Consider the following 19,612-nt stretch of genomic DNA (forward strand, 5'->3'; position numbering starts at 1 on the left):
ATGAAGGAAGTCAAAGCGTTCATTCACCGTAACCGGATCGCCGACGTTGTTCATGCGCTCAAGACGGCGGGGTTCCGGAACATTTCCGTGATCGACATCAAGGGCATGTTGAAAGCCCTCGATTCCCGGGAACAGCAATATTCCATTGAGATCGGCGAAAAAGTCATCACGGAGGTGAAGCTGGAGCTTGTCTGCGAGGCGGACAAGGTCGACCAGGCCTTGGCGTTGATTCGCGAAAATGGCCGCACCGGCCAGAAGAGCGCCGGCTGGGTTTATGTCAGCGAGATCGAAAGCGCCTATCCGATCGACGACGGAAATGCGTCCTGATGGCGCCCGCACCTGATGCGTCCCGCCTGACCTTCAAGGTGCGCGGGCTCGATTGCGCCGAGGAAGTGGCGGTACTCCGCCGCGAAGTCGGCCCGCTTGTCGGCGGAGAGGACAATCTCGCATTCGACGTTTTGAACGGCCGCATGACAGTGCTCGCCGAAGCTCCGCCGGTCTCCGCCGATCAGATCCGGCGAGCCGTCCGTCGGACGGGCATGACGGCGATCGAATGGCGCGCCGGCGAGAAAAGTGGGCGTGATGAGAGCGATCGCCGCCGAAGCCAACTCGTCTCGTTCACAAGTCTCAGCGGCCTGTTTGTCGTTGCCGGTTTTCTTACCCACGTTTGGCTCGCGGGCGGCTTCACTGAGGCTATTCGGCTTCTCGCCGGTCACGACGGAAAAGTCGTGCCTTTGCCCGAGATCGCGGCTTATGCGCTCGCCATCGGCTTCGGCATTCGCTTCGTCATCGTTAAGGCCTGGTACGCAGTGCGCGGTGTGCGGCCAGACATGAACCTCTTGATGACGGTCGCCGTCGCCGGCGCCATCATCATCGGCGAATGGTTCGAGGCGGCGACGGTTGCGTTCCTCTTCGCGCTGTCGTTGACGCTGGAAAGCTGGAGCGTCGGTCGAGCGCGCCGTGCCATTGCTGCTCTTCTCGACCTTGCGCCGCCCACCGTGCGGCTCCTTCGCGCGGATGGATCGGAGGTGGCGGTGCCGGTGGCCGATGTCAGCCCTGGTGACCGCTTCATTGTTCCCGCGGGCGACCGCATCGGCCTGGACGGACGGGTCGTTGCAGGGACCAGCGCTGTCAATCAAGCGCCCATCACCGGCGAAAGCGTGCCGGTCGAAAAGACGCCCGGCACCGAGGTCTTCGCCGGCACGGTCAACGGTGACGGAACGCTCACGGTGGAGGCCGCCAAGGCGGCCGGGGACACCATGCTCGCGCGCATCATCCGCATGGTCGAGGAAGCTCACGCCCGCCGCGCGCCCTCGGAGCAATGGGTGGAGCGATTTGCGCGTGTCTACACGCCGGCGGTCATGGCTCTCGCACTTTTTGTCTTCCTGGTGCCGCCACTGGCCCTCGGCGGAGCGTGGGACGAGTGGTTCTATCGGGCCCTGGTCCTGCTCGTGATCGCTTGTCCGTGCGCGTTGGTCATTTCGACACCGGTTTCCATCGTCGCCGCGCTGGCATCGTCGGCGCGCGCCGGCGTGCTGGTCAAAGGCGGCGCCTATGTGGAGCTTCCCGCGCATCTCAAGGCAATCGCCATGGACAAGACCGGAACGATCACGCGGGCCGAGCCCACGGTGGCGCAGGTCATCCCGCTCGGAAACCATACCGAGGCTGAGTTGGTGGCCCGTGCCGCAGCCCTTGAGGCACGCTCCACGCATCCACTTGCGAGCGCTATTCTGCGCTACGCCGATCAGCGGGGGATCGCGCTTGCGCCAGCGAGCGACGTGCGGGTTCTAAGGGGAAAGGGACTGACCGGCACCTTCGATGGCGAACCGTTCTGGCTCGGCTCCCACCGCTACGTCGTCGAACGCGGTCAGGATACGCCCGAGACCGCGAAACGGGCGGAAACGTTGGAAGCAGACGGCAAAACAGTCATTGCCGTCGGCAACCCGCGGCACGTCTGCGGCCTCATCGCAGTCGCGGATACGGTCCGGCCGGAGGCGCGGGAAATCGTGCAACAACTGCATGCCGCCGGCATTGGGCATGTGGTTATGCTGACCGGCGACAACCGGGTCACGGCCAATGCCATCGCCCGCAACCTCGGCATCGACGAGGTGCACGCCGAACTGCTGCCGGACGACAAGGTCAAGAAGATCGAAGAGCTTGTCGCGCGCTACGGCACGGTGGCGATGGTCGGCGACGGTGTCAATGACGCACCGGCCCTGGCGCGCGCCAACCTTGGCATCGCCATGGGCGCGATCGGCTCCGATGCGGCGATCGAGACCGCCGATGTCGCGCTCATGACAGATGACATCTCGAAACTGCCTTGGCTGGTGCATCACGCCAAACGAACGCTCGTTATCATTCAGCAGAACATCGTTTTTTCACTTGGCGTCAAAGCGGTCTTCGTCGTGCTCACCTTCGCCGGCTACGCAACGCTCTGGGGCGCTATCGCTGCGGATACGGGCGCTTCCTTGCTGGTGGTTGCCAACGCGCTGCGGTTATTGCGTCTGCGTAAAAGTCCGGAGAATTCGTGAAATGAACCGGTCAACGGAGTCGTCCAGTTCGAAGTCATTCGGTTTACTCTTGAACCCGGAACATTGCGTCGTTGTTCTTATAGACTACCTTGCCGATTTTTCGGCTGGCCTGCCGCCTGAAGAAGCGCAGCGTTTCACCGAAGTAGTTGGTCTGCTTCTGAAAACAGCGGAAGGGCTCAAAATCCCGACAATCGTCACCGCGCGATCGAATCGTGCACGGAATGCTAAACTGATAAACACAGACAGCCATGGCTCGTGGAAAAATGCGATTTGGCGCGAAACAATAAATCCGTGGGCGAATGACTCTTTTCGGGACCATATACGATCTTGTCAACGCAACCGGTTAATTCTCTGCGGAATGTGGTCCGATGATTCAATTACCTTTGCCGCGCTCAGCGCCTTGGAGGAGGGTTTCGACGTATACCTTGTGGTGGACGCGACGAGAGGGACTTCATCGGATATCCACAACACCGCGATGGCGCGGATGACGCAGATGGGCACTGTTCCGATCAGCACGCGTCAATTGATTTTGGAGTGGAAGGGAAGTGTCGAATAGTAATTGCAAATACACTGGTGGCGAATCTGGAACAACAAACGTACGTGATGGATGGAAGAGACGGAATTGCAGACACCATCCTGCCGACTCGACGATCCATTATCCACATCTCGGGAACCAAGATCGCGTTGGCAAGCTGGCCTGAGCTTGATTTCGGGTGGTACCTATATGGTACCGGGACGCAAAAGCGCCCGCCTGGGTTCGGCGGGCGTTTTTGGTAAGTTATTGATATATAATGATAATTTTGGTTGCGGGGGCAGGATTTGAACCTGCGACCTTCAGGTTATGAGCCTGACGAGCTACCGGGCTGCTCCACCCCGCGGCAATGTCGCCCGGAAAATCGCCTGAGGCGCGCGCACGGCCTCCGGCGTTCCGGGAGAAGGGGATATAACGAAGCCGCGCCCGCGCTTCAAGTGCTCAGCGGCGCTTTCCCGTAAAGTTTCAGCGGCTTGGGGCCGCAACAGGGCGCGAAGCGGCGACAGTCGGCCGCGGCGTGCAAGCGCGGGAAGAGAAACCGCCCGGCGCGCTGACGTCGGTCCCGCAAAGGCCGCCGAGGATCGGACAAGCCCCTGCCCCCGCCCGGCCCGTCCGTGGAGCGGACGGGCCGACGCAAGCCGCAACCCGACGATCCCAGCCGCAAAAGGGGGCGCCGCCTCGACGCTCCGACGCCGGTCCGGCGCGCAACCGGCTCGCACGGGCCAGGTCAGGTCAGAACGTCCGTATACAGTTCTTCTGGCGCGGGCTCCGGGCTCTCCAGAGCGAAATCGGCCGCCTCCTTGACGATCTCGCGTATCTCGCGATCAATGTCTTTCAGAGCCGCTTCGTCGGCGTAGCCGGCGTCGAAAATTCGCTGCTCGCAGCGTTTGATCGGATCGTTGTGCTCGCGGACATTGTCGACCTCCTCGCGGGTGCGATACTTGGCCGGGTCCGACATCGAATGGCCGCGATAGCGGTAGGTTTTCATTTCAAGAATATAAGGCCCCTTCCCTTCGCGCGCATGGGCGATCGCTTCGCGCGCCGTCTCGCGCACGGCGAGAACATCCATGCCGTCGACCTCCATTCCAGGGATGCCGAACGCCGCCCCGCGCCGATAGAGGTGGGTGTCGGAGTGCGACCGCTTGACGCTCGTGCCCATCGCATACTGATTGTTTTCGATGATGAAGACGACAGGCAGCTTCCATAGCTGCGCCATGTTCATCGCCTCGAAAACCTGCCCCTGGTTGGCCGCGCCGTCGCCGAAATAGGTGAGGCTCACGCGGCCGTCTTCGCGATAATGATTGGCGAAGGCCAACCCCGCCCCCAGCGGGACTTGCGCGCCGACGATGCCGTGCCCGCCGTAGAACTCCTTTTCCTTGGAGAACATGTGCATGGAGCCGCCCTTGCCTTTGGAGTATCCCCCTTCGCGGCCGGTCAGCTCCGCCATCACGCCTTTGGGATCCATGCCGCAGGCGAGCATGTGGCCGTGATCGCGATAACCGGTGATCGTCTGGTCGCCCGGCTGCTTGACCGCCTCGACGCCGACCACCACCGCCTCCTGGCCGATATACAGGTGACAGAAGCCGCCGATATGGCCCATGCCGTACAGCTGGCCGGCGCGCTCCTCGAAGCGCCGGATCAGGAGCATGTCGCGGTAATATTTGAGAAGCTCGTCTTTCGTCGCTGAAAGGTTCGACTTCTGCGCGGCTTTTTTGCTGCTGGCGTCGTCTGGCATGGCGCGCGTTCTCCCGATCTCCGCCGCCTGTCTAAGGGGCGGCGGCGGGGCAGACAAGAGGGGGCCGGCTGGCATGAACGGCTAAGCGGCTATTTCCCTTCGGTTTTCTCTGCGCGCAGCATCCGGTCCAGCTCGTCTCGGGGCACGACCACGTCGCCCGGACGCGCATAGCCGAGCACCGCCCGCACGCGCTCGTCGACCAAGTCCGGATCAAGTGATCGCGGATTGAGGAGGTCGGCCCTTTTTTCGAGCGCTTCGCGGCGGGCGCGCAGCGCCGCGAGGGCCGCCCGCTCCCGCGCCGCCTCCGCCTCAAGCTCTCCGAGGGCCCGATAGCCGGCCGCGCCCGCAACCGCGCCGTAAGCCAGATAGACGACCCAGCAGGCGAGCAGAACGGGCGCGGCTATGTCTTTGATGAATCTGAAAATTACACGCATTCCGCTTGTCGCCCGCTATCGGCGACTCAGCAGAATCAACTTTGGTTAAGAATCGATTAACGCTTATCTGCCCCGCAGCGCGGACCGGCCGGCGTAAACCGCCGTCTCGCCGAGTTCTTCTTCGATGCGCAGAAGCTGGTTGTATTTCGCCGTGCGGTCGGCGCGGGCGAGCGAGCCGGTCTTGATCTGCCCGCAATTCGTGGCGACCGCGAGATCCGCGATGGTGCTGTCCTCGGTCTCCCCGGAACGATGCGACATCACCGCCGTGTAGCCGGCGCGGTGCGCGGTCTCGACGGCGGCCAGCGTTTCGGTGAGCGTGCCGATCTGGTTGACCTTCACGAGGATCGAATTCGCGCAGCCTTTCGCGATCCCCTCGCGCAGGCGCTTTTCATTGGTCACGAACAGATCGTCGCCGACCAGCTGACTCTTCTCGCCGAGCTGGTCGGTCAGAATTTTCCAGCCTTCCCAGTCGTCCTCGGCCATGCCATCTTCGATGGAGACGATCGGATAGCGTGACGCGAGGTCGGCGAGATATTTCGCCATGCCTTCCGAATCGAGCGTCTTGCCCTCCCCGGCCAGATGATACTTCCGGTCCCGGTAAAGCTCGGTCGAGGCGACATCGAGAGCGATGAAAATCTCGTCTCCCGCGCGCCGCCCGGCCTTTTCGATCGCTTTCATGATGAAGCCGAGTGCTTCATCCGCAGACTGAAGATTCGGCGCGAAGCCGCCTTCGTCGCCGACATTGGTGTTATGCCCGGCGTCCTTCAATTCTTTCTTCAGCGCATGGAATATCTCCGCCCCGGCGCGCAGCGCCTCGGCGAAGCTGTCCGCGCCGAGCGGCATGATCATGAATTCCTGAATGTCAATGGGATTGTCCGCATGCGCGCCGCCGTTGACAATGTTCATCATCGGAACGGGCAGCACGCGCGCGCCGACGCCGCCGACATAGCGGTAAAGCGGGAGATCGGCGGCCTCCGCAGCGGCTTTCGCGACGGCAAGCGAAACGCCGAGAATCGCGTTGGCGCCGAGCCGGGACTTGTTCTCCTCGCCGTCAAGGCGGGTCAGGGCGGCGTCGATTCCGGCCTGGTCTTCGGCCTCCATGCCGGCCAGCGCGTCGAAAATCTCGCCGTTCACCGCCTCCACAGCCTTGCGCACGCCTTTGCCGCCATAGCGCGCGCCGCCGTCGCGCCGCTCATGAGCTTCGTGTGCGCCGGTCGAAGCGCCCGAGGGAACGGCCGCGCGCCCCATGGAGCCGTCCTCCAGGACGACATCGACCTCGACGGTCGGATTGCCGCGGCTGTCGAGAATTTCCCGGCCGATGATGTCGACGATGGCGGTCATGACGCTCCCCATTGCTGATGCGAACGGGCAGCGTCCTAAGCCGGGACCGGTTCGCGCGCAACCGCCGCTTCGGCGGCGCCGGACTTTAATGCGGCTCGACCTCCTCGTGCGCGGTTTTCACGCGGCGGGAGCCGGAGCGGGAAGCCGGCGCCTCGCGCCGCGCGCGGGGCGGATCAGCGCGTGGCGGCGGCGAGGCAGGCTTGGCGGCCGGCTGAGACGAGGCGGCGGGCGGCGAGGCCGGTCGCGGCGGCGTTGCGCGCGACACTCCGGCCGGGGCGCGCCGTTGCCGCGCCGGGCCGGCCGCCGAGGGCGGGGCGCGGCGCGTCGAGAGGCGGTCGTCCGTCCGCCGAACCGTATCCTCCGCGCTACGCGGCTGAAAACGGTCGGAACGCCGGCCGACGTCCTGTCCAGCGTACGCAGAGCGGTCGCGGTAGCGGCGGCCGCGCTTGCGTTCGTCGTGGCGATCGCGATCATGAGCGTATTTGCGGTCATGATCGCGATCCCGTCTCTTATTATGCGGCTTGCGCTTGCCGTAATGGGGACGCGAATAGCGATGCCGGTCTATGTAGCTGAACGAAAAGATATAGCCCGCATCCGGATACCATGCGCCGTAAGATCCGTACCAGGGCGCGCCATAGCCGTAGCCGTAGCTGTAATACGCGCCGCCATAGGCGTAAGGCTCATAGGCTTGAGCGAAACATCTGTCGGCCGAATATTCGCAATCCGCCGCGCAGGCGCGATAAGCCGCCTCATCGACGAGATCGGCGCATCCGCGATGACAGGCCCCGGCCGCGTTGTCGCAGGCAGCAAAGCTCGACGCATAGGGATAGGTCATGCACCCCGCCAGCAGCATGCCTACGGCGACGACGCCTGCAAGGATCAGGAAACGACTCATGGCTCCCTCGCTTTCGAGGGCCGTCAGACGATGATCGCCGACGCCCGCGACGCCGGGCCTGCCGCGACAAGCGCGGTCTCGCCCGGACGCCTCATGACGCCCCAAGCCGTGCCCTGATTTAATCCCAGCTCGTCCCCGAACGCAAACCGCCCCGACCGGGGTCGGGGCGGCGTATCAAAAGCTTCAGGCCGTATCGAAGCCGAGGGTTCAGTCCTCTTTCGGCTCAAGCACCTGGCGGCCCCGATAGCGGCCGGTCTTCAGGTCGATATGATGGGGACGGCGAAGCTCGCCCGAATCCTTGTCTTCGATATATGTCTCGCCCTTGAGCCGATCATGGGCGCGGCGCATGCCGCGCTTGGCGGGCGTAGTTTTTCGCTTTGGAACGGCCATGGCGGGCCCTCTTGCTGTTGGCTTTCGTCAATCCGGGAGCCTGCGGCGCGCGGCGGCCGCGGCGGAGGCCGTCGTCTAGCCGATGGCGGGCGGCAAGGCAAGCCGCCGCTTTGCATCCTTTGGCGGCGCGAAACCGACGCTTTTCGCTATTTCCAGCGAATTTGAGAGATGGCTTTCAGGCGAGATAAAGCATGCGCGGCTAGGTTGCGCGCCAGCGGCCATGCGGAGAAGCGAAGTTGCGTCATTCCCTGGTTTTCGGCGTCGCGTTCGGGATCGTCGCCGTTCTTTCCTGCCCTGCTCCCGCCTCGGCCCAGTCATGGTCGACGAATCTGCGTTGGGAGGCGCTGTCGGAGAGCGAACGCGCCTTGGCGGACCGTCTTGCGGCTGATTTCTTTGAGTCCTCATTGCGCCCCGCTCAGGCGGAGGCGATCGAGACGCGCACCAGCGAGCTTTATCGCAGCGCCCCGCCTGCAGCGCGCGCCCGTTTCCGGGCCGAGCGCCGGGCGGCCTGGCGGGAGATGAGCGAAAGCCAGCGTAACGCCCTGCGGGGCGCGAAACGACCCGCCTATCGCAACCTCGCCGAAGCGCAGAAAGCCCCATTCCGGCGTCACGCTCTCGACCTTCTCAGCGCCGGAAACACGTTGGCCGACCGTGGTCGGCGCGCCGCGGTCCGCAGCGCAGATCTTTGACGTTCCTCATGGGGCCGGCTTTGCGCGGCGGCGGGCTAACGGGCCTTCTTCGCCTGATACATCGCCCGGTCGGCGAGCTGGAGCGCCTGCTCGGGTTCGAGCCGGGGGTCCAGCGCGACGACGCCGAACGACATTTCGATGCGGAACGGCGCGCCATGCCAACCGACCGGCTCTTCGCTGACGCGCGCGGCGAGCTTATCGGCCTTGACGCGCGCGCCCGCTTCATCCGTCTGCGCCAGCACGACGGCGAATTCATCGCCGCCGATACGGCCGAGCGCATCGGTCTGACGGATATTGGCCGCGATGATTCGCGCAGCATGGGCGAGCGCGGCGTCGCCGGCCGCATGCCCCATTGTGTCGTTGATCTGCTTGAGATCATTGAGATCGGCGAAAACCAGCGCCGAAGGCGCGCCGTGCCGTTCGGCCATCGCCAGCGCGCGCCCCAGTTCGCGCAGAAATCCGCGCCGGTTCAGAACGCCCAGAAGCGGATCGGAATCCGCAAGCTGTTCGAGCTCCTCGATGCGGGCTTTGGCGTTTTCCAGATCGCGTTTCAGCGCCTGTATTTCGTTCATCAGCGTCGTCAGCGCTTCGCGCACTCTGGGAGTCAGTTCTTCGTGCGGAATGCCGGCGATCGAAATCTTGTCCACGATGGGAGACGGGCCGCTCCCGCTCTGCGCAGCCCCGGACGCGCCGACTGGACTCGCGCCGCGCGTTACGGTCTTTCCGGAGACCGTACGCGTAGGACCGGATATCTTCATACGTCTCGCTCTATTCGCCGCGTCTCATGCCCCGCGTGGAGCGATTGTGGGCTGCGCCCCGATTCGACGCAAGAAGTCGTCGTTTCATCGCTTCGACCTTGAGCGAGACCCGCAGAACGCGCGACTTTTGTGGCGCGGAACTGGCTCGCGCCTATCCCCTTCTCAAGCGCAGCCGAACCCCGCGTCCGAAAGAGGAGACGCCGGTTTACGCGCCCCCGTCCAGTCGGCCGGCGTCTCCTCGCTTCGCCTTCCGCGCCATCATTTGATCGCAGCCGGCTCCGGCTGATATAAGCCGCGCTTTCCAGAAGGCGGCGGGAGGCCGAATCATCGTGAGCAGCAAAAGCCCGAAGGCCGAGCCCCTTGTCGGCGTGATCATGGGATCGCAGTCGGACTGGCAGATTATGAGAAAGGCCGCCGAAGCCCTCGAAGAACTCGGCGTTGCCTATGAAACGCGCATCGTGTCGGCCCATCGCACGCCAGGCCGCCTTTACGAGTACGCCAACAACGCCCAGGCGCGGGGCCTCAAGATCATCATCGCCGGCGCCGGCGGCGCGGCGCATCTGCCGGGAATGACGGCCTCGATGACCAACCTGCCGGTGATCGGCGTGCCGATCCAGTCGAAGACTCTCAAGGGCCTCGACAGCCTCCTGTCCATTGTTCAGATGCCCGCCGGCGTACCGGTCGCCACGGTCGCCATCGGCGAGGCGGGCGCGGCGAATGCCGGGCTGCTCGCCGCCTCGATCCTGGCACTATCCGATGCGGACGTCGCCAAGCGGCTCGCCGACTGGCGGGCCCGCCAGACCGCCGCGGTGGGCGAGACTCCGAAATCGGATTGACGCGATGACCGAACGTGATGGAGCCGCGACCGAGCAAGCGCGATCGGCGCTGAAACCCTTGCGCGCCTGCGTACCTCCCGGCGGCGCGATCGGCGTCCTCGGCGGCGGCCAGCTCGGCCGGATGCTGTCGATCGCCGCCGCGCGGCTTGGACTTAAGACCCACGTCTTCGCGCCGGAGGAGAACAGTCCCGCCTTCGACGTCTGCGCGGCGCGGACGATCGCCGCCTATGACGAGCCGGCGGCGCTGGAGCGCTTCGCCGCCGCGGTCGACGCCGTCACATATGAATTCGAAAACATTCCCGCCGAGACCGTCGAGCGACTCGTCGATCTCGGCGCTTGGGTCGCGCCGGGCGCAAAAGCCCTGGCCGTGGCGCAGGACCGCCTTCGCGAGAAAGAGTTCGTGAACGCCATCGGCGCGCGCACCGCGCCCTATCATGCGGTTGACGATCTCGCGTCGCTCGAAGTCGGCCTAAAGAAGATCGGACGGCCTGCGATTTTGAAAACCCGCAGGTTCGGCTATGACGGCAAGGGCCAGACCGTGATTCCGGCCGATAATGGCGACCTCCGCCTCGCCTGGGAGGAAGCAAAACGGAAAGCGTGGGAGGAAATCGGCGCGCGCCCCTCCATTCTCGAGGGCTTCATCGATTTCGCCTGCGAGATCTCCGTGATCGGCGCGCGCGGCGCGGAGGGCGACATCGCGCTCTACGATCCGCCGGAGAACCGGCATCAGGGCGGCATCCTGCGCACCTCGATCGCACCGGCGTCCATATCAGAAGAGACCGCCGATGAAGCGCGCCGCATTACGGCGAAGATGCTCTCGGAACTCGACTATGTCGGAGTCATCGGGGTCGAGTTCTTCGTGCTCAAAGACGGCGCGGTTCTGGTGAACGAGTTCGCCCCGCGCGTACACAATTCCGGACACTGGACGCTTGACGCGTGCGCCGTATCCCAGTTCGAGCAGCATATCCGCGCGGTCGCCGGCTGGCCGCTGGGGGATCCCGCTCGCCATTCGGACGCCGTAATGGAGAATTTGATCGGCGCGGAAGTCGACTCCTGGCGCGAATGCGCCCGCACGCGCCAGCTGTGTCTGCACATATACGGCAAGGACGACCCCCATCCCGGCCGCAAGATGGGCCACGTCACCCAGTTGAAGCCGCGCGGCTCGCCGCGTTCGCCGCAGGCCTGAGGCCGTGCGGATCGTTCGCGCCTCAGGCAGGTTGCGCCGCGCGCCACCGGCTCGGGCGACGCTGTTTCAAGAAGACGCCGATCAGGGCGGAAACGGCCAGCGCCAGCGGAGCGACGATGGCGATCGCGATCATGGCCGCGACTGAAGCCAGCAAAAGCGCGACAAACATCAGGGCGTCAGCGGCCAAGCCAAGCTTCCTAACGCCCTCTTTACGACCCGCCGTCGCGGCTCTTCCGAAGCCTGTCACGACGCTACGCTCTCGCTTCGACTGAACAGGTCCACTGTAAGGGGCTGACGCGACCTTCGTCCAGATCGAATCTTCGATGCGCGCCCGTCAGCCGGCGCGGGCCTCCATTTTCGCCTGCGCAAGCGCTATTCGATAGGCTTCATTGATCGCCGCCGTCCGCGCTTCGCCGATCCGCGCCAGCGCCGGCGGGACGCCGCGGGCGATGAGCGCGTCGGGATGGTGCTCTCGCACCAACGCGCGATAGGCGGCCTTGATCGCTTGGGGGCTCGCGTCTGGATCGACGCCCAGGATCGCATAGGGATCATCCGCATCGAGCCCCATATGGACGGCGCGCAGCCGCCGAAAGGCCGCCCCGGACACCCCGAACGTCCGCGCAGCCATCTCCAGTAGCTCTCGCTCGCGGGGATGTTCGACCCCGTCCGCGCCGGCCACGTAGAACAGACAATCGAGCACGTCCTCCAGCACCTGCGGCGCGTCCACGAACAGCCGGGCCACGCGCGACAGATAGGCGTCGAAGCCCGCCACGTCCTGCTGCGCGAGATTATAGATCAGGCGCACCTTGCCGGCTTCGCTTTCGGGGTAGCTGAAGAAATGTCGAAACGCGGTGATCTCCTCGTCAGTCACCACCCCGTCCGCTTTCGCCATCTTCGCCGATAGCGCGATGAGGGCGATTGAAAAGGCCGCCTCGTCCCGGCGCGCCTTGCGCGCCGCGAGCGCGTCGAGCGCCGCGCCGAGAGTGCGGCGACGGGCCTGTTCGATGACCGACTGAAGTCTTTCCCAAAAGCTCATGGCGAGGCCGCTTACTCTCCCCTCGCGGACGACGCCATAGCAAGACGGGCGCTTCCGGCGTGTGGAAAAAAAATTTCCTTGTTTGCGTCCAGCAGCTTAGCGCGCCTTTTGCGCATTTCTTGCGCTTGCGAAGGCCCGCGGCGTTTTGCACAATTCCGACAGAATTGAGAAGCTTCCTTGTCGTCGAAGGGGGCGCAACGATGGGCGCTGTCATACAGCAGTTGCGTGTCGTCGCGGGCGGCCTTTTGTGCGGGGCGGCTTTCATGGTGATCGTGCTGGCGGTGGCCGGAGCGATTTAGGTCCGCGTTACTCCTCATCCGGATCGTAGGCGAGAATGGGCGCAAGCCACTTCTCGACCTCAGCCGCAGGCATGTTCTTGCGGCGGGCGTAGTCTTCAACCTGATCCCGCCCAATGTGCCCCACGCCGAAATAGAGCGACTCCGGGTGGCTGAAATAAAGGCCGCTCACCGAGGACGGCGGCGTCATCGCATAGCTCTCGGTGAGCCCCATGCCCGCGTTCTTCTCGGCGTCGAGCAGGCGGAAGATCGTTTTCTTCTCGGTGTGGTCAGGCTGCGCGGGGTAGCCCGGCGCCGGCCGGATGCCTCGGTATTCCTCGCGGATGAGGGCATCGAGATCGAGCGGCGCGCCGGTCTCATACCCCCAGAACTCGCGCCGCACCCGCTCATGCAAATGTTCGGCGAAGGCTTCCGCCAGCCGGTCGGCGAGCGCTTTCGCCATAATCGCGGCGTAATTGTCCTCGCGGCGCTCATATGAGCGCGAAAGATCCTCCTCCCCGATCCCGGCGGTAACCGCGAAGGCGCCGACATAATCGGCCAGTCCGGTTTCGCGCGGCGCCACGAAATCCGAAAGACAATAATTCGGCGCGCCGTCTTCGCGTTTGGCGATCTGCTGGCGCAGACCATGGAGCGTCGCCAGCCGACGCTCACGCGACTCATCCGTATAAAGCGCGATATCGTCGCCCTCGCTGTTGGCCGGCCACAGACCGACCACGCCATTCGCCTTCAGCTTTCCGTTCTCAACAATGTCTTTGAGCATTTCCTGCGCATCAGCGAAAAGCGCTCGGGCGGGCTCGCCCCTTACATTATCGTCGAGGATCTGGGGGTATTTTCCCGTGAGATCCCATGTGGCGAAAAACGGCGTCCAGTCGATGTAACGGGCGAGAACGCTCAAATCATACTCGTGAAAAGCCTTGACGCCGATGAACGCCGGCTTCGAGGGCGCATAGCTGGCCCACTCGAATTTGGGCTTGCGCGCGCGCGCCTCTTCTAGCGTCAGACGCGGATTGCGCTCCCGCCCCTTCGCGTGTTGGGCGCGGATGCGCTCATATTCCTCATTGGTCCTTGCGAGAAACGCCGAGCGCCTCTCCGGCTCCATGAGCTCGCCGGCCACGCCGACAGCGCGGCTTGCGTCCTGTACATAGACCACGCCGTGATCGTAATTCGGCGCGATCTTGACCGCCGTGTGCGCGCGGCTGGTGGTCGCTCCGCCGATCAGCAGCGGGACGTCGAACCCCTGCCGCTTCATTTCCGAGGCGACATGGCGCATTTCATCAAGGCTAGGAGTTATAAGGCCGGACAGGCCGATAATGTCGGCCCTCTTTTCGCGCGCCGCTTTCAGGATTTTCTCCGCCGGAACCATTACGCCAAGGTCGATCACCTCATAATTGTTGCACTGGAGAACGACGCCTACGATGTTCTTGCCGATGTCGTGCACGTCGCCTTTTACGGTTGCGAGCACGATCCGTCCGTTCGGCTCGCCCTGCGCAAGGCCCTGCTCTTCCTTTTCCTTCTCCATGAAGGGCGTCAGGTAAGCGACGGCCTGCTTCATCACGCGCGCCGATTTCACCACCTGCGGCAGGAACATCTTGCCTGCGCCGAACAGATCGCCGACGACGTTCATGCCGTCCATCAGCGGACCTTCGATGACGTGAAGCGGGCGGCTGAGCTTCTCGCGCGCCTCTTCCGTATCCTCCACGATGTATTCGTTGATCCCCTTGACCAGCGCATGCTTCAGGCGCTCCTCTACCGGCCTTTCGCGCCAGGAAAGATCCGTCTCCTGTTTCTTGCCCGCTTCGCCGCGATAACGCTCGGCGATCTCGAGCAGGCGCTCGGTCGCATCGGCCCGGCGATTGAGAATGACGTCTTCAACGGGCTCGCGCAGTTCGAGCGGAATTTCGTCATAGATGGCGAGCTGGCCGGCGTTGACGATGCCCATGTCCATGCCCGCCTGAATGGCGTGATAGAGAAAGACCGAGTGCATAGCCTCGCGCACCGGCTCATTGCCGCGAAACGAAAAGGAGATGTTCGACACGCCGCCTGATACTTTCGCTCCTGGAAGGTTCTGCTTGATCCAGCGGGTCGCTTCGATGAAATCTACGGCGTAGTTGTCATGCTCCTCGATCCCGGTGGCGATGGCGAAGATGTTGGGATCGAAGATTATGTCCTCCGGGGGAAAACCGACCTTCTCCGTCAGCAGCCGATAAGAGCGCTCGCATATCTCGATCTTGCGCGCGGCCGTGTCCGCCTGACCCTTCTCGTCGAAGGCCATGACGACGGTCGCGGCCCCATAGCGCAGGATTTTCCGCGCCTGGGCAAGAAACGCCTGTTCGCCTTCCTTGAGCGAGATGGAATTGACGATCGCCTTTCCTTGAACGTTCTTCAGCCCTTCTTCGATCACCTCCCATTTCGAGGAATCGATCATGATCGGCACGCGAGATATGTCGGGCTCGGCGGCGATGAGCCGCAGAAAGGTTCGCATGGCCTCGACGCCGTCGAGCATTCCTTCATCCATGTTGACGTCGAGAATCTGCGCGCCGTTCTCGACCTGCTGGCGCGCGACCGCCAGCGCTTCCTCATAGCGGCCTTCCTTGATCAGCTTGCGGAACTTCGCGGAGCCGGTGACGTTGGTGCGCTCCCCGATGTTGACGAATCTGGGCCGGTTCATGCCGCGGCGTCCGCGTTCCTGGCCGGTTTCGGCCTCACCCCGAGCATATGGCAAACCGCATAGGCGAGTTCGTCGCGGTTGAGCGTATAAAAATGGAAATGCCGCACGCCCTGCTCGGCGAGCGCCAGGCACTGCTCGGCGGCGACGGTAGCCGCCACGAGCTGGCGGGTCGCCGGATCCTCGTCGAGATTCTGGAAGAGCTTGACAAGGCGCCCTGGTATCGTCGCGCCGCAGATATCCGCCATTTTTCTGAGGCCGGCGAAATTGCTCACAGGCATGATCCCCGGCACGATCGGGACGCCGACTCCTGCCGCCCGCGCGCGCTCAACGAAACGGAAATACACGTCGTTGTCGAAAAAGAACTGCGTTATGGCGCGGCTCGCGCCAGCGTCGATCTTGCGCTTGAGCATGTCTATGTCCGCCGCTAGCGAAGGCGAATCCGGATGCTTCTCCGGATAACAGCCGACAGAGATTTCGAACGGCGCGATATTTCGCGCGCCGGCGGCGAGTTCGGCTGCGTTGGCGTATCCGCCCGGATGCGGCCGGTAGGGTTCGCCCGGCCCGCCCGGCGGATCGCCCCTGAGCGCCACGATATGGCGCACGCCGATTTCCCAATAAGCGCGCAGAACGTCGTCCACCTCCTCGCGCGTCGCCGCCACGCAGGTCAGGTGCGCCGCGACCGACAGCGAAGTTTCTTTCAGAACGCGGGCCACCGTCTCATGGGTGCGCTCGCGGGTGGACCCGCCTGCCCCGTACGTGACGGAAACGAAATCCGGCTCAAGCGGCGCCAGCCTGGCGATCGAGCTCCATAACCGTTCCTGCATCTGAGATGTCTTCGGCGGAAAGAACTCGAAAGATACGTAAAGCTCGGACACGGATGATTTCCCTTTTCAGGCGGCGCTGGCGTGCGTTTTTAGCTTGCGCACCAATGCGGGCGCGGCGCAGATCCATATTTTAACTGTCAGCTTTCCGTCTTCGTTTGTATGCGGAGACAAAGTTTCTGTCGCAAAAAGCTCAAGCGACGAGGCGCGGCACCAGCCCTTCACCTCCTCATCCGAGAATCCAAGCCTGCGGTGGGCGTGGTCGTCGCGCAGAAACTCCAGCTGATGCGGCGCGAAATCGGAGATGATGAGCCTGCCGCCGGGCTTTAACAGGCGCGCAGCCTCCTTCACCGCGGCGCCGGGCTCGGCCAGATAATGCAGAACCTGATGCAGACAGACGAGATCGGCCGACGCGCTGTCCAGAGGGACAGAAAACAGATCGCCGTGGCGCACCTGAGCGTGCGCGACTCCGGCCCTTTCCAGATTGGCGCGCGCGACCGCCAGCATCTCCCGGGAAAGATCGTAGCCCACCGCGCTCTCATAGCGGTCGGCGAACAACGTCAGCATGCGGCCGGTGCCCGTGCCGAGATCGACGAACAGCTCCACCGGATCGTCGCCGATGAGCGCGCGCATGCGCGATTCGATGTCGGATTCCGGCAAATGAAGCCGGCGGATGGTGTCCCATTCAGCGGCGTTGGCCTCGAAATAGGCCGCCGCCTGGCGCGCGCGCGCCTCTCGGCTTTGCTGGAATCGTTCGAGATCGCGCGCGATCAGCCGGTCTTCTGCGCGGGTCAACGGCTCGAGCGCGGCGAACACCGTAGCCGCGCCGGGCGGGGCGGCGTGGGGATCAGCCGCGCGATAGAACATCCATGAGCCCTCCCGATACCGCTCCACCAGCCCGGCATCGGCGAGAATCTTGAGATGCCGGCTGACGCGCGGCTGGCTCTGCCCGAGTATCAGCGTGAGTTCGGTCACGGTGAGTTCGCCTCGGAGCAGAAGCGCCATGATCCGCAGGCGCGTCTCCTCCCCGATAGCCCGGAAAATGTTAAGCGTCGCGTCGAGAGTCATGTCACCGCCATTACTTGCCAATAGACATAAACATATCTTTATATGATGCGCAAGCCGGACGGCTCCGGCGCCGCAATCTCGCCTCACGGAGTCGTAACGCTCGGCTCGTCGCCAGGGCCTTATCATTCGCGCCGACGCGGCTTATCTGTGCGGAAGTTTGACGCAGGCTGCGCCGTCAGGCCGCCGTGGAGAGCAGGATAATGAGGGGACGAGCATTTAAGGCGGCCGCGGCGGCGGTCATGGGCGCGGCGCTGTCGATCGCGCCGGCCGGCGCGCAGATCGGCGTAGGCGACGTCGAGACCGCGACGGAAGAGCTAGAGCGCGCGGCCGAGAACGCGGCCGCCCAGAACACCGTTGACCCATGGGAAGGCTTCAATCGCCGCTCGTTCCACGTCTACCTGTTTCTCGACGAAACCATCCTCGTGCCTGCTGCGAAGGCCTATCGCGCGGTGACGCCGAAGAAGGGGCGAAAGGGAATCCGCAATTTCCTCGACAACGCCCAGAGCCCCGTCGTCCTAGTCAACGATATCCTGCAAGGCGAGTTCAAGCGCGCGGGCGACACGCTGGGCCGGTTCGTCATCAACTCCACGATCGGTTTCGGCGGATTCGCCGACCCGGCCGGACGCATGGGAATTCCTAAGCATACGGAAGATTTTGGTCAGACGCTCGCCGTGTGGGGCGTGCCCTCCGGGCCGTTCCTCATGCTGCCGATCTTCGGTCCGACGACTCTGAGAGACGGCGTCGGCCTCGGCGTCGACGTCGCGATCGATCCGCTGTTTCACGTCGAAACGCAGGCGGCCAACCGCGCGCGGTATTCGCGATTCGTCGCGACCGCCGTCTCGCGCCGCGAGCCGTTGATCGAACCGCTTGACGACATTCAGGAAAAATCGCTCGATTATTATGCTTCCCTGCGCAGCTTCTATCTTCAGGCGCGCAAGCGCGAGATCGCCAACGGCCGCACGAGCTACGAGGACCTGCCGGACATCGGCGAATATGAAGAGTTCGACGGCCTGGAATAATCGGCATCGATGGAGCCCGATCGAATGGACAAGACCCGCCTCAACGTGCCCCGCCGCATCGTTCTCGCCGCCGCGCTGTTCGCCGCCGCGCTCCTTGCAGTTCCGGCCAGCGCCGACCAGGCGGCCGAAGCGTTCGTCGCGAGCATACTCGATGAAGCCAACCTTGTCTTTCAGAACCCTGACAAGGAAGCGCGCAAGGAAAGCATCGAAGATTTGGTCGACAAATATGTCGACATGCGCCGCGTCGGCCTGTTCGCGCTCGGCCAGTATGCGCGCGTCATCACGGACGAACAGAAGGCTGCGTATCTTCCGCTCTTCAGGAAATACGCCACGACCATCTATCACGATCTTCTCGAGGATTACTCCGGCCAGCGACTCGCCGTGACCGGCTCGATCGACCGCACCGCGCGCGACATCATCGTCAATTCGCAGGCGGTGGACGCGCGTCCGGGCGATCCGCTCGCGGGCGTCGTCATTCACTGGCGCGTCTATCGCGACCGCGAAGGCCGCCAGGCGATCGTCGACGCCGGCGCGGACGGCGTCTGGCTCGCCATCGAACAGCAAAGCCAGTTCAAATCCGTCATCGCCAACAATGGCGGCGGAACGACCGGCATCGACGCCCTGATCGCCGAGCTTAGGAAACAAACAGGCGGCTGAACAACGCGCGCCCGATTTGAGAAAGGCGATAAAAAAGCCGGCTCCGTCGGAGCCGGCTTTCTCGTATCAACGTCAACCGCAGCCGGTTGAAATCAGAGGGTCAAGTCGACGCCGAGGAAGAATTGGCGGCCGATGATCCCGACAGGATAGCTGACGTCGGAAGCGATCGGACGACGATCTGTTACATTGTTGACTCCGCCGAACACCGACAGCCTTTCGCTGATGTCGTAGCGAGCCGAAAGATCATGCCGCCAGATCTCGCCGGTCCAGGCGTTCAGGAACTGATCCGCGTTTTCGATCTGCAAACGCGGCGTGATCTCCAGAAACCGGCTGTAGTAACGGGACTGCCAGTTCAGGGTTAGGCCTTTCCAGGTCCAGCGGCCGTCGAAGTTCACGACGTGCTTGGGTTGGCCGTTCTCGTAGAGCTCGGGGTTTACGATGGTCGGATCAGACGGATCCTCGAAGCGATCGAGCTGGTCGGTATAGTTGCCGACCACTCTGATGAGCGCATCGCCGGCGAGCGCCGAGTTGACGCCGTCGAGCGAGAACTGATAGCTCACTTCATAATCGACGCCGCGCGTCTCCAGCGCCGCAAAGTTCAGCTCCTCGACGGTAAAGGTCGACATGACGAAACCCCGATGGCGCAGCCATTCTTTATGTAACCATGGGATTGGCTCCGAGGGAAGGCCGATCCGGCTGTAGCCTCCACACAGCGCAGGC

General features: G+C 63.7%; 19 protein-coding genes, 1 tRNA gene and 1 pseudogene. 8 read left to right on the plus strand and 13 right to left on the minus strand.

Translation table 11 applies throughout. The features are described 5' to 3' along the window. The 3 genes from CHB64_RS14260 to CHB64_RS14270 are packed head-to-tail and all read left to right on the plus strand — an operon-like array spanning window position 1 to window position 3,087. Window positions 1-327, plus strand: coding sequence for a P-II family nitrogen regulator (locus CHB64_RS14260; RefSeq protein WP_089413305.1), 327 nt, complete (start codon window positions 1-3; stop codon window positions 325-327). Beyond that, a complete protein-coding gene (locus CHB64_RS14265) occupies window positions 327-2,531 on the plus strand; it encodes a heavy metal translocating P-type ATPase (protein ID WP_089413306.1) in 2,205 nt (734 codons plus the stop codon). The genes CHB64_RS14260 and CHB64_RS14265 overlap by 1 nt, the downstream gene beginning before the upstream one ends. A gap of 1 nt (window position 2,532) precedes the next feature. Continuing rightward, window positions 2,533-3,087: an isochorismatase family protein gene (locus CHB64_RS14270; protein WP_089413307.1), complete on the plus strand. Its 555-nt coding sequence runs from the start codon at window positions 2,533-2,535 to the stop codon at window positions 3,085-3,087. 245 nt (window positions 3,088-3,332) lie between these two features. Here the strand turns inward: CHB64_RS14270 and CHB64_RS14275 are convergent. The 6 genes from CHB64_RS14275 to rpmF all read right to left on the minus strand — a co-directional run bounded on the left by CHB64_RS14275 (window position 3,333) and on the right by rpmF (window position 7,858). Further along, window positions 3,333-3,409: transfer RNA gene (locus CHB64_RS14275), tRNA-Met, on the minus strand. Between the two features lie 381 nt (window positions 3,410-3,790). Beyond that, the gene (pdhA, locus tag CHB64_RS14280; RefSeq protein ID WP_089413308.1) at window positions 3,791-4,798 is read right to left on the minus strand and encodes a pyruvate dehydrogenase (acetyl-transferring) E1 component subunit alpha; all 1,008 of its coding nucleotides are present in this window, start codon (window positions 4,796-4,798) and stop codon (window positions 3,791-3,793) included. An 89-nt stretch (window positions 4,799-4,887) separates the two neighbouring features. Beyond that, entirely contained in the window at window positions 4,888-5,232 is a 345-nt protein-coding gene (locus CHB64_RS14285; protein ID WP_089413309.1) for a septum formation initiator family protein, read from the minus strand. Window positions 5,233-5,295: 63 nt separating this feature from the next. Continuing rightward, window positions 5,296-6,573, minus strand: coding sequence for a phosphopyruvate hydratase (gene eno, locus CHB64_RS14290; RefSeq protein ID WP_089413310.1), 1,278 nt, complete (start codon window positions 6,571-6,573; stop codon window positions 5,296-5,298). A gap of 85 nt (window positions 6,574-6,658) precedes the next feature. After that, the gene (locus CHB64_RS14295) at window positions 6,659-7,468 is read right to left on the minus strand and encodes a hypothetical protein (RefSeq protein WP_089413311.1); all 810 of its coding nucleotides are present in this window, start codon (window positions 7,466-7,468) and stop codon (window positions 6,659-6,661) included. 207 nt (window positions 7,469-7,675) lie between these two features. Next, window positions 7,676-7,858 carry a 50S ribosomal protein L32 gene (gene rpmF, locus CHB64_RS14300; protein WP_089413312.1) on the minus strand — a complete coding sequence of 61 codons (183 nt, stop codon included), beginning with the start codon at window positions 7,856-7,858 and terminating at the stop codon, window positions 7,676-7,678. 236 nt (window positions 7,859-8,094) lie between these two features. Between rpmF and CHB64_RS14305 the strand changes: the two genes are divergently transcribed. After that, window positions 8,095-8,547 (plus strand): DUF3106 domain-containing protein, encoded by a 453-nt coding sequence (locus CHB64_RS14305; RefSeq protein WP_089413313.1) that lies wholly within the window; start codon window positions 8,095-8,097, stop codon window positions 8,545-8,547. A 35-nt stretch (window positions 8,548-8,582) separates the two neighbouring features. Here the strand turns inward: CHB64_RS14305 and CHB64_RS14310 are convergent, their stop codons facing one another. Continuing rightward, complete coding sequence (locus CHB64_RS14310; protein WP_089413314.1) at window positions 8,583-9,305, minus strand: GGDEF domain-containing protein; 723 nt, start codon at window positions 9,303-9,305, stop codon at window positions 8,583-8,585. Window positions 9,306-9,679: 374 nt separating this feature from the next. Between CHB64_RS14310 and purE the strand changes: the two genes are divergently transcribed. Together purE and CHB64_RS14320 are read left to right on the plus strand one after the other, a co-directional pair. After that, entirely contained in the window at window positions 9,680-10,141 is a 462-nt protein-coding gene (purE, locus tag CHB64_RS14315; protein ID WP_089413315.1) for a 5-(carboxyamino)imidazole ribonucleotide mutase, read from the plus strand. 4 nt (window positions 10,142-10,145) lie between these two features. Beyond that, window positions 10,146-11,327 (plus strand): 5-(carboxyamino)imidazole ribonucleotide synthase, encoded by a 1,182-nt coding sequence (locus CHB64_RS14320; protein ID WP_089413316.1) that lies wholly within the window; start codon window positions 10,146-10,148, stop codon window positions 11,325-11,327. 22 nt (window positions 11,328-11,349) lie between these two features. Here the strand turns inward: CHB64_RS14320 and CHB64_RS15295 are convergent, their stop codons facing one another. The 5 genes and pseudogenes from CHB64_RS15295 to CHB64_RS14340 form a co-directional block, all read right to left on the minus strand. Then, on the minus strand, window positions 11,350-11,514 hold the full coding sequence (locus CHB64_RS15295) for a hypothetical protein (RefSeq protein WP_159462518.1): 165 nt from the start codon (window positions 11,512-11,514) through the stop codon (window positions 11,350-11,352). Window positions 11,515-11,661: 147 nt separating this feature from the next. After that, window positions 11,662-12,363 (minus strand): molecular chaperone DjiA, encoded by a 702-nt coding sequence (locus CHB64_RS14325; RefSeq protein WP_089413317.1) that lies wholly within the window; start codon window positions 12,361-12,363, stop codon window positions 11,662-11,664. A 306-nt stretch (window positions 12,364-12,669) separates the two neighbouring features. Further along, window positions 12,670-15,312, minus strand: a pseudogene (gene metH, locus CHB64_RS14330) (methionine synthase); the annotation flags it as partial. 11 nt (window positions 15,313-15,323) lie between these two features. Continuing rightward, a complete protein-coding gene (gene metF / locus CHB64_RS14335) occupies window positions 15,324-16,202 on the minus strand; it encodes a methylenetetrahydrofolate reductase [NAD(P)H] (RefSeq protein WP_089413319.1) in 879 nt (292 codons plus the stop codon). A 15-nt stretch (window positions 16,203-16,217) separates the two neighbouring features. After that, window positions 16,218-17,216, minus strand: a complete 999-nt coding sequence (locus tag CHB64_RS14340; RefSeq protein WP_159462519.1) for an ArsR/SmtB family transcription factor — start codon at window positions 17,214-17,216, stop codon at window positions 16,218-16,220. A gap of 200 nt (window positions 17,217-17,416) precedes the next feature. On the opposite strand from CHB64_RS14340, the gene CHB64_RS14345 reads away from it, so the two are divergent. After that, window positions 17,417-18,235 (plus strand): MlaA family lipoprotein, encoded by an 819-nt coding sequence (locus tag CHB64_RS14345; RefSeq protein WP_089413321.1) that lies wholly within the window; start codon window positions 17,417-17,419, stop codon window positions 18,233-18,235. Window positions 18,236-18,259: 24 nt separating this feature from the next. Beyond that, window positions 18,260-18,892, plus strand: coding sequence for an MlaC/ttg2D family ABC transporter substrate-binding protein (locus CHB64_RS14350; RefSeq protein WP_159462520.1), 633 nt, complete (start codon window positions 18,260-18,262; stop codon window positions 18,890-18,892). 92 nt (window positions 18,893-18,984) lie between these two features. Here CHB64_RS14350 and CHB64_RS14355 read toward each other — a convergent pair. Next, on the minus strand, window positions 18,985-19,612 hold a 628-nt coding region (locus CHB64_RS14355), incomplete at its 5' end, for a TonB-dependent receptor domain-containing protein (RefSeq protein ID WP_221401155.1).

The sequence above is a fragment of the Amphiplicatus metriothermophilus genome (assembly GCF_900199215.1).
GTDB classification, from domain to species: Bacteria; Pseudomonadota; Alphaproteobacteria; order Caulobacterales; family Parvularculaceae; genus Amphiplicatus; species Amphiplicatus metriothermophilus.